General features: G+C 44.1%; 8 protein-coding genes. 6 read left to right on the top strand and 2 right to left on the bottom strand.

The window, feature by feature from the left end; translation table 11 throughout:
* Positions 1-234 precede the first annotated feature (234 nt).
* Positions 235-1,281, top strand: coding sequence for a lactonase family protein (locus tag MSG38_RS20905; RefSeq protein ID WP_248402518.1), 1,047 nt, complete (start codon positions 235-237; stop codon positions 1,279-1,281).
* Between the two features lie 68 nt (positions 1,282-1,349).
* Here MSG38_RS20905 and MSG38_RS20900 read toward each other — a convergent pair whose 3' ends face one another.
* The gene (locus MSG38_RS20900; protein WP_048607939.1) at positions 1,350-2,525 is read right to left on the bottom strand and encodes a 2-octaprenyl-3-methyl-6-methoxy-1,4-benzoquinol hydroxylase; all 1,176 of its coding nucleotides are present in this window, start codon (positions 2,523-2,525) and stop codon (positions 1,350-1,352) included.
* 308 nt (positions 2,526-2,833) lie between these two features.
* On the opposite strand from MSG38_RS20900, the gene miaB reads away from it, so the two are divergent.
* The 5 genes from miaB (at position 2,834) to lnt (ending at position 8,566) form a co-directional block, all read left to right on the top strand.
* Positions 2,834-4,258: a tRNA (N6-isopentenyl adenosine(37)-C2)-methylthiotransferase MiaB gene (miaB, locus tag MSG38_RS20895; protein ID WP_012603385.1), complete on the top strand. Its 1,425-nt coding sequence runs from the start codon at positions 2,834-2,836 to the stop codon at positions 4,256-4,258.
* A 163-nt stretch (positions 4,259-4,421) separates the two neighbouring features.
* On the top strand, positions 4,422-5,543 hold the full coding sequence (locus tag MSG38_RS20890; RefSeq protein ID WP_248402517.1) for a PhoH family protein: 1,122 nt from the start codon (positions 4,422-4,424) through the stop codon (positions 5,541-5,543).
* Positions 5,544-6,005, top strand: a complete 462-nt coding sequence (gene ybeY / locus MSG38_RS20885) for an rRNA maturation RNase YbeY (protein ID WP_012603383.1) — start codon at positions 5,544-5,546, stop codon at positions 6,003-6,005.
* A 120-nt stretch (positions 6,006-6,125) separates the two neighbouring features.
* Positions 6,126-7,016: a CNNM family magnesium/cobalt transport protein CorC gene (gene corC, locus MSG38_RS20880; protein ID WP_248402516.1), complete on the top strand. Its 891-nt coding sequence runs from the start codon at positions 6,126-6,128 to the stop codon at positions 7,014-7,016.
* Between the two features lie 32 nt (positions 7,017-7,048).
* Positions 7,049-8,566, top strand: a complete 1,518-nt coding sequence (gene lnt / locus MSG38_RS20875; protein WP_248402515.1) for an apolipoprotein N-acyltransferase — start codon at positions 7,049-7,051, stop codon at positions 8,564-8,566.
* Between the two features lie 90 nt (positions 8,567-8,656).
* Here the strand turns inward: lnt and MSG38_RS20870 are convergent, their stop codons facing one another.
* Positions 8,657-9,127 (bottom strand): zinc ribbon-containing protein, encoded by a 471-nt coding sequence (locus MSG38_RS20870; protein WP_017062329.1) that lies wholly within the window; start codon positions 9,125-9,127, stop codon positions 8,657-8,659.
* Between the last annotated feature and the right edge of the window lie 230 nt (positions 9,128-9,357).

Raw genomic sequence — 9,357 nt, 5'->3', positions numbered from 1 at the left:
GCGGAATTGGTAGACGCACCAGATTTAGGTTCTGGCGCCGAGAGGTGTGAGAGTTCAAGTCTCTCCGACCGCACCATCATTAAATAGAACCCAGCTTTTTAGCTGGGTTTTGTTTTATCTGGAATATGCAAATCTGCTAGCCAAGTCACCAAGTATTCTCTTCTATAACCTCACTTTTAATACGATTTTATAAGACAATGTCAGCTCCATTTTCTAATTGAGTATGACTAGCCTATGAAAGCCCTCCCATTAACGATCGGTTGCTACACAGATACGCCAAGTAAAAGCCAAGGTGTTTATCAAACTCAGTTAGATCTAGAAACAGGAAAACTATTACCTCTAGAGCTGATCATCAAATGTACTAACCCCTCTTTTGTTACTGTAACAAAGACTGGGATCTATACTGCATCGGAAGTTGACCAGCAAAAACAGCCCCAGCTAATTCATATACCTAATGTTGATTCACAGCTAACGCCCAATGCGAGCCTCATCTCGGGAGATCACCCTTGTCACGTCGCGGTAGATCCACACAATAAGTTTGCTATCACGTCGCAATACTCATCAGGCACATTCGATATTTTTAGCTTAAGTATCAATGGCAGCATCGATAAGCGACTCAAAACAATCAAGATGGTTGGTTCCGGGCCGAACAAAGAGAGACAAACAAACCCACACGCCCATCAATGTCTGTTCCTGCAAAACTCACCACAGTTTGTGACTGTCGATCTCGGCACCGATCGCATCAACTTCTATTGCTTTGATGAAGAGCAAGAAGAGTTCCTTGATGATCCAATGCAGTCTATTAAAGTGCCAGCCGGCAATGGACCTCGCCATTTAATCTTTAACAAAGCTGAAGACAGAGCCTATGTGGTCTGTGAAATCTCTGAAACGTTACTGATTTTGGAAAAGGTTTTAGGCATTTGGAATGTAGTGGAGGAGATTGATGCATTGCCTAATATAGAGAAGGGAGAAGCCGCAGCTGCCATTAAGCTATCCCCTGATGAGCAATTCCTTTATGTGTCATGTCGATACCAATCAAGAATCAGCAGCTTTAAAGTCGACTCTGAGACTCACAGGCTGACTTTCATTGATAGCTACGACACTGAAGGAAAATTCCCAAGAGACTTCCATATAACCGACGATGGGAAATGGCTTATCGCCGCCAACCAGCACTCCAACAACATCACCTCATTCAAGCGAGATAATGAGGACGGTTCTTTGGTTTATACAGGCTACTCGTTAGAGCTAGATGCGCCTGTTTGTGTGACGCAACAGCGATAGTAATCACCAGATACAAAAAAGGAGAGCATCAGCTCTCCTCTTCTTTTGCAACCAATTAAACTAGCGACTTAAAGACCCAAAGCGTATTTCAATACTTGAGTTTTAATCGGCCCAGAGTTCTCTGCGAGTTTTAGTGCGGCATTACGCACAAACTTGAGCGGGCCAATGTCGTTGCTGAATGTCTTGTAGAAGAAATCCATGCCACTCTGCATCATTAGGTTGTCGCCTCTTCTCATCACTTCATAGCGTCTTGCTACAGACTGATTCAATTCACCCTTTTCTTTGGTGACATTCAACAGTACTGATACATCTTTGAAGCCTAAGTTAACACCCTGTCCAGCCAAAGGGTTGATCGTATGCGCAGAGTCCCCGACTAAAATACAGTTATTCTTCGAGTATGATTGAGCATGACGTCGTGTCAGAGGAAAAGAACCCGAATTCAAGACTTTGATATCACCTAACTCTTTAGGAAAGTGAGTAAGTACTTCGTTGCGTAGTTTTTCAGGAGTCATTGCTGACAGTTGCTTAATACGCAGTGGAGAGTCATACCAAACTAACGAGCCCTGCCCGACTTCTTGACCGTCAGAGGTTAGAGAACACAAAGGCAAAAATGAACGAGGACCACTTGGTAGAAATTGCTGCCAAGTAATATCTTGCTGAGGTTGTTCTGTTTCTACATTGATAAGCATACAGTGTTGTCGATAATCCCAAGCCGTAATGCCAATTCCAGCTTGTTGACGAACGGCTGAATTCGCACCATCAGCACCAACCACCCACTTCGCAGATAACTCAACCCCAGATTGAAGCTTAACGATATTGGTTTCACCAAACTCAATCACATCGAGCTTTTCTGGACATAACAGTTCGAGATTGTCGTAGGCATCAAATTGAGACCATAAACCTAATTGAATGAGTCTGTTCTCAACGATATAGCCCAAACGAGGAAGGTCTAGTGATGCAGCATCAAACCGAGTACGACACTCTGGATGCTCCCACGTCTCTAAACGCTTATAAGAACACACTCGCATCGCTGCAATACTTTGCCATGCACCAAGATCTTCAAGCAAATCGACCGATGCTTGAGAAATCGCTGACACACGAATGTCCATCGCTTGCGACTCATCAAAAGCTTGTGGGGCAAAACCTTCGATCACCGCAACACTCAGACCTTGCTTTGCAAAACCGATTGCTGTTGCTGCGCCAACCATGCCGCCACCAACGACTACAATATCGTAACTGTTCATATTTTGTACTTATCAGTTTGATTCTTTGACTGTTTTTGATTGTACTTTTTCATAACTAACTTGTAACCAAAAACCTTATTCGAAAAAAGGGTTATCCCTTATGGTATATGGCGTTAACGATAATAAAAACCACTACATAAGAGATTTGTTCAGACTACTAGTCAGTCGGTTTTGAAACCAGTACAATACGCCGCTTGCCGCTAGAACCTGTCATAAAATTGAATACCGTATTATGACAAACGGGGCTAGCGGATGAATAATGGGCGATTTGCTCCCTTAAATTAAACTAACGATCGAGCGAACATATAATGAGTAAGAAACTGCTAATTAAAACTTGGGGCTGTCAGATGAATGAATATGATTCATCAAAAATGGCCGACCTGCTTAACGCTGCAAATGGCTATGAGCTAACTGAAGTACCTGAGGAAGCAGACGTACTACTATTGAATACTTGTTCTATCCGCGAAAAAGCGCAAGAAAAAGTATTCCACCAGCTTGGTCGTTGGAAAACGCTTAAAGATAAAAAAGAAGGTGTGGTGATCGGTGTGGGTGGCTGCGTAGCGACTCAAGAAGGTGATCACATTCGTCAACGTGCACCTTACGTAGACGTTATCTTTGGCCCACAAACATTACACCGTTTGCCAGAGATGATTAAATCATCACTGTCTAACGAAAAGCCAGTAATGGACATCTCTTTCCCAGAGATCGAAAAGTTCGATAACCTGCCAGAGCCAAAAGCTGAAGGCGCGACGGCGTTCGTTTCTATCATGGAAGGTTGTTCTAAATACTGTACTTACTGCGTTGTACCATACACACGTGGTGAAGAAGTTAGCCGTCCAATGGATGATGTACTTTTCGAAGTTGCTCAACTTGCAGAGCAAGGCGTACGTGAAGTTAACCTGCTAGGTCAAAACGTAAACGCATACCGCGGTCCAACACACGAAGGCGATATCTGTTCATTCGCAGAACTGCTTCGTCTTGTTGCTTCTATCGATGGTATCGACCGTATTCGTTTCACAACAAGCCACCCGCTTGAGTTTGGTGACGACATCATTGAAGTTTACAAAGATACACCAGAACTAGTGAGCTTCCTTCACCTACCAGTACAAAGTGGTAGTGACCGTATTCTTACGATGATGAAGCGTCCGCATACGGCTATCGAGTACAAATCTATTATCCGTAAACTGCGTAAAGCTCGTCCTGACATTCAAATCAGCTCTGACTTTATTGTTGGTTTCCCTGGTGAGTCTAAGCAAGACTTCCAAGATACAATGAAGCTAATTAAAGAAGTTGATTTCGATATGAGCTTCAGCTTTGTTTTCTCTCCACGTCCAGGTACGCCAGCGGCAGATTACCCATGTGATGTACCAGCACAAGAGAAGAAAGATCGTCTATACGAGCTGCAACAAACGGTAAACACACAAGCTATGCGCTTCTCTCGTCTAATGTTAGGCACAGAGCAACGTATCCTTGTTGAAGGCCCATCAAGAAAGAACCTAATGGAACTTCGCGGCCGTACAGAAAACAGCCGTGTTGTGAACTTCGAAGGTTCTGCAGACCTAATCGGTCAATTCGTAGATGTGAAGATCACTGAGGTTTACACCAACTCACTACGTGGTGAGCTAGTTCGCACAGAAAAAGACATGGGTCTACGCGTTGTTATGACTCCAGCAGAAATGATGGAAAAGACAAAACGTGAAGACGAGCTAGGTGTAGCGACATTTACGCCATAGGCAATACAACTGTTTGAGCACAAAGCGCAAACACAAAGCTTGAAATTACCTAACTAAGTGACCATCTTAGAAATAGGGATATCACCATCAGAAGCCCGGTCTAAATCGGGCTTTTTGCTCTTTGTTTTATTCAAGAGTGAGTGGCACAAAATGAGAGGCTAATTTGAGCAATAAAATCGTTACCTTAGAGATAAACCTAGAGCCAGCAGACAACAAGCGCTTGGCAGGTTTATGCGGACCATTTGACGACAACATCAAGCATCTTGAGCGTCGTCTGGGCGTTGAGATTAATTACCGTAGCAACTTTTTCACGATTGTCGGTAAGCCTCACACTACAGCCGCAGCTTTAGACATCATCAAACACCTCTATGTTGAAACGGCTCCAGTTAAAGGCAACATAATCGATATCGAACCAGAGCAAATACATCTGGCGATCACCGAGTCAGGCATTTTGGAGCAACACGTCGAGCCTGAAATTGACTACGGCAAAGAAGTGACCATTAAGACTAAAAAAGGCGTTATCAAACCTCGTACGCCAAACCAAGCACAATACCTAATGAACATGGTCACTCATGACATCACCTTTGGTATTGGGCCAGCAGGTACAGGTAAAACCTACTTAGCTGTTGCTGCAGCAGTTGATGCACTTGAACGCCAAGAGGTTCGCCGAATCCTACTGACTCGCCCTGCTGTTGAAGCCGGTGAGAAGCTTGGTTTCCTACCGGGTGATTTAAGCCAGAAAGTAGACCCATATTTGCGTCCACTTTACGATGCGCTGTTTGAGATGCTTGGCTTTGAGCGAGTTGAGAAGCTGATTGAACGTAACGTAATTGAAGTTGCGCCACTGGCTTACATGCGTGGTCGTACATTGAATGATGCGTTTATCATTCTTGATGAGAGCCAAAACACCACGGTAGAACAGATGAAGATGTTCTTAACCCGTATCGGTTTTAACTCACGCGCTGTGATCACAGGTGATATTACGCAAATCGATTTACCTCGTGGTGCAAAATCAGGCTTACGCCATGCGACTGAAGTGCTCAATGAAGTCGACGACATTAGCTTTAACTTCTTCATGTCTGAAGACGTCGTTCGTCACCCTGTGGTTGCTCGTATCGTCAACGCATACGAGAAGTGGGAAGCAAAAGACCAGAAAGAGCGCAAAGAGTTTGAAAAGCGTAAACGTGAAGAACGTGAGGCCAAACTTCTTGAGGCTCAGCAGGCCGTTACGACACAATTAGCAACACAAAATAGCTCTGTAATTGCAGAACAAGGTGATAAATAGATGTCTATTGAACTAGACCTGCAATTAGCGGTCGAAAATGAGCAAGGTCTTCCAACTGAGCAAGATATTCAGCTTTGGTTGGACAAGACAATTCCTCAGTTTCAAGAGAACGCTGAGTTGACGGTTCGTATCGTTGATACACAAGAAAGCCACCAGCTCAATCATGAATATCGTGGCAAAGACAAGCCAACTAACGTGTTGTCTTTTCCATTCGAGGCTCCTCCAGGGATCGAGTTAGATCTGCTGGGCGACCTCATTATCTGCCGCCAAGTTGTCGAAAAAGAAGCAGAAGAGCAAAGTAAGCCTCTGCTAGCACACTGGGCTCATATGGTTGTACATGGCAGTCTGCATCTGCTAGGTTATGATCATATCGAAGATGATGAAGCTGAAGAGATGGAGTCACTCGAGACAGAAATCATGCAATCTATGGGGTTTGAAGACCCTTATATTCTAGAAAAGTAAATTGATTCTAGTTAAGTAGGTTGCAGAGAAACAATAACTCATCGAACCTGTGATTTTCGCAGGAATCTGAGTTGTAACGTGTGCTATCACACTTCTGATAGCGTTATTTTTTGAGAAATCATGAACGAAGGTAACCCCCCCACTTCTGAGGGAAGTAAAAAATCTGAAGGTCCGAGTAGAAAGTCCTTCTTTGAACGCCTAGGCCAACTATTTCAAGGTGAAGTAAAAGATCGCCAAGAGCTCGTAGATGTAATCCGCGACTCAGAAATTAATGACCTAATTGACCACGACACACGCGACATGCTCGAGGGTGTTATGGAAATTTCAGAGATGCGAGTACGCGATATCATGCTGCCTCGCTCTCAAATGGTTACAGTTGAACGCACCGATGATCTAGATACATTGATTGCGCTCATTACTGATGCTCAACACTCTCGCTACCCAGTGATCAGTGAAGATAAAGACCATGTTGAAGGCATTCTATTAGCGAAGGACCTACTTAAGTATTTGGGTTCAGAAAGTGCCCCATTTGATATCGAACAAGTGATTCGCCCTGTCGTGGTTGTTCCTGAAAGTAAGCGAGTTGATCGCCTGCTTAAGGAATTCCAAGAAGAGCGTTACCACATGTCTATCGTTGTCGATGAGTTTGGCGGAGTTTCTGGCCTGGTAACCATTGAAGATATCCTCGAAGAAATCGTTGGTGAAATTGAAGACGAGTTCGACGATGAAGAAGAGCTAGATATTCGTAAGCTGAGTAAGCATACCTTCTCTGTAAAAGCTTTAACCACTATTGAAGAGTTCAACGATACGTTTAACACTGCCTTTAGTGACGATGAAGTGGATACCGTAGGCGGCATGGTTATGACAGCACTCGGTCACCTGCCGGTTCGTGGCGAAATTGTAGAAATCGAAAGCTACCATTTCAAAATAACATCAGCAGATAACCGTCGTGTGATTCAGCTACAGGTAACCATTCCTGACGAACAGCCTCTTCCGACTATCGAAGAATAACAACTTCTCTCTAAAGAGATGACAGAAATTAGATGACTAAGACATTTATTCATCGCCTATTACGGCCGCTTGCGGCCGTTTTTGTTGGCGCTATAACCACCCTTTCATTCGCTCCATACTCTATATGGCCTCTTGCTATTCTCAGCCCAGCTTTGTTGCTGTTACTGATCCACAACCGCTCTCCTAAAAGTGCGCTTTGGATTGGCTACGCATGGGGTTTAGGTCAATTCACCACAGGTATCAGTTGGGTATACGTCAGCATCGATCACTTTGGCGGCATGCCACTGGCAGCCAACCTGTTTTTGATGGCACTGCTCATTGGCTACCTAGCGGTTTATTCCGGCCTATTTGCCTGGAGTTTGAACAAGTTCTTCCCTGCCAATAACCTAAGCCGCTTTTTCCTTGCAGCTCCTGCATTGTGGTTAATCAGTGATTGGCTGCGTGGCTGGGTAATGACGGGCTTCCCTTGGCTTTGGCTTGGCTACAGCCAAATCGATTCGCCATTGGGTTCATTTGCACCGATTGGCGGTGTCGAGTTAATTACTCTAGTGATCATTGTTTCAGCCTCTGCATTCGCTTATGCGATTGTTAACCGGGCATGGAGTATCGCTATCATTCCCGCCGTCGTATTTAGCGCAGGTTTTGGTATTCGAAATATCGATTGGGTCACGCCTAACCCTGAAAAAACAACATCAGTGGTATTGATTCAAGGTAATGTTGATCAAGATAGCAAATGGCTGCCGAGTCATCGCTGGCCGACCATGATGAAGTACACCGACTTAAGCAGAGAAAATTGGGACGCGGATATCATCATCTGGCCTGAAGCCGCTATCCCTGCGTTTGAGGTAGAGATTCCTTCTTTCCTACGTAACTTAGATAGCGCAGCGAAGATGAATAACAGCTCGATCATTACCGGTGTGCTTAATCAGTCTGAAGATAAGAAATACTACAACAGTATTCTTTCTCTCGGCGTGAACCCATATGGTGAATACAACTACGATCCTGACGAACGCTACCATAAACATCACCTATTGCCGTTTGGTGAATTTGTACCGTTTGAAGATATCTTACGCCCATTAGCGCCTTTCTTTAATTTGCCGATGTCATCATTCAGCCGTGGCGACTTTGTTCAACCAAACATCGTGGCAAATGGTCGTCACTTAGCGCCTGCGTTGTGTTATGAGATAGTCTTTAATGATCAAGTTAGACAGAACGTAACCGATGAGACTGACTTTATTTTAACGCTCTCTAACGATGCGTGGTTTGGTCGTTCGATTGGCCCTCTGCAACATATGGAAATTGCACAGATGCGTGCTCTGGAGCTTGGTAAGCCAGTTATTCGCTCAACCAACAATGGTGTGACAGCAGTAACCGATTACAAAGGCAACATCATCAAGCAAGTGCCTCAGTTTGAAACGGCAGTATTAAAAGCTGAACTCATTTCAACGGATGGTCAAACGCCTTATCACACAGTAGGTACTTGGCCACTGTATATCTGGGCGATGATCAGCTTGGTGATTGGTTGGGTAATTAGAAACCCAAAAAGCTAGATTCGACGAAAAGTGATTTGAGGGTTGACTGTTTGGGTCAACCCTTTTTTATTGCTGTGGTTTTACGTTGATACGCTATGGTTCAGAAGCTTACGGTTTAAGGGCTTTACGACTAAACCCTTTAGAACCACATTTAATGCATGGAATGATATTGGTTGGGTGGTTATATTCGGTTTGGTGACCACACTCGTCACATACTAAGGTGCCTAAGCCAATGACTTCACCCGCTTGATACAAGCCTTGGTGTTCTAAGTCTTGGAACAGTTCAACCCACTCCACCTTAGTACGATCAGTAATATCCAACAGCCCTTGCCAAATAGAGTCCGCAATCATCAAATAGAATGGACCGCTTTTACTCTCTTCATAGCTTTCGGAAAACTCTTTTAAGTCCGACTTCACGTAGGCAGAGATCAATGAAAGCTCATCTTTAGTCATATCATTAGCTGCTTTCGCAAACTTGCCCGACGTTTCGATTTTGTTGTTGAGCTCTTCAGGGCTATGCTTCAGCGTTTCAATCACCTCTTCGACGACTTCTTCATAGAGCGCTTTTTTCTTCGGCATAACAACCTCCTTAACATAACCAACCTTTTAGTGAGCAAACGGATGCGCTGCAATGCACTCCCGCTTACAAACAAATGCAATTCATACTCTTAAGTATAGTTGCCCTGCGAAATTCAGTGAAAATTACACAATCTACTAGGCAGCAACTGCAAGTATGAAGGGTATAACTATTGTTGTACTCAGCTCCTTTAGGTATTCTATGACGATCTGTAAGATTCTGTTCTAACCGA

The sequence above is a fragment of the Vibrio sp. 1CM24A genome, assembly GCF_023161725.1.
Taxonomy (GTDB): Bacteria; Pseudomonadota; Gammaproteobacteria; order Enterobacterales; family Vibrionaceae; genus Vibrio; species Vibrio coralliirubri.
This window is presented reverse-complemented; position numbering and strand designations above follow the sequence as displayed.

Excerpts from the sequence above, each read along its gene's own strand:
- MSG38_RS20870 (WP_017062329.1), bottom strand. The coding sequence starts at position 9,127 with ATGCCGAAGAAAAAAGCGCTCTATGAAGAAGTCGTCGAAGAGGTGATT.
- corC (WP_248402516.1), top strand. The coding sequence starts at position 6,126 with ATGAACGAAGGTAACCCCCCCACTTCTGAGGGAAGTAAAAAATCTGAA.
- ybeY (WP_012603383.1), top strand. The coding sequence starts at position 5,544 with ATGTCTATTGAACTAGACCTGCAATTAGCGGTCGAAAATGAGCAAGGT.
- MSG38_RS20900 (WP_048607939.1), bottom strand. The coding sequence starts at position 2,525 with ATGAACAGTTACGATATTGTAGTCGTTGGTGGCGGCATGGTTGGCGCA.
- MSG38_RS20905 (WP_248402518.1), top strand. The coding sequence starts at position 235 with ATGAAAGCCCTCCCATTAACGATCGGTTGCTACACAGATACGCCAAGT.
- lnt (WP_248402515.1), top strand. The coding sequence starts at position 7,049 with ATGACTAAGACATTTATTCATCGCCTATTACGGCCGCTTGCGGCCGTT.
- miaB (WP_012603385.1), top strand. The coding sequence starts at position 2,834 with ATGAGTAAGAAACTGCTAATTAAAACTTGGGGCTGTCAGATGAATGAA.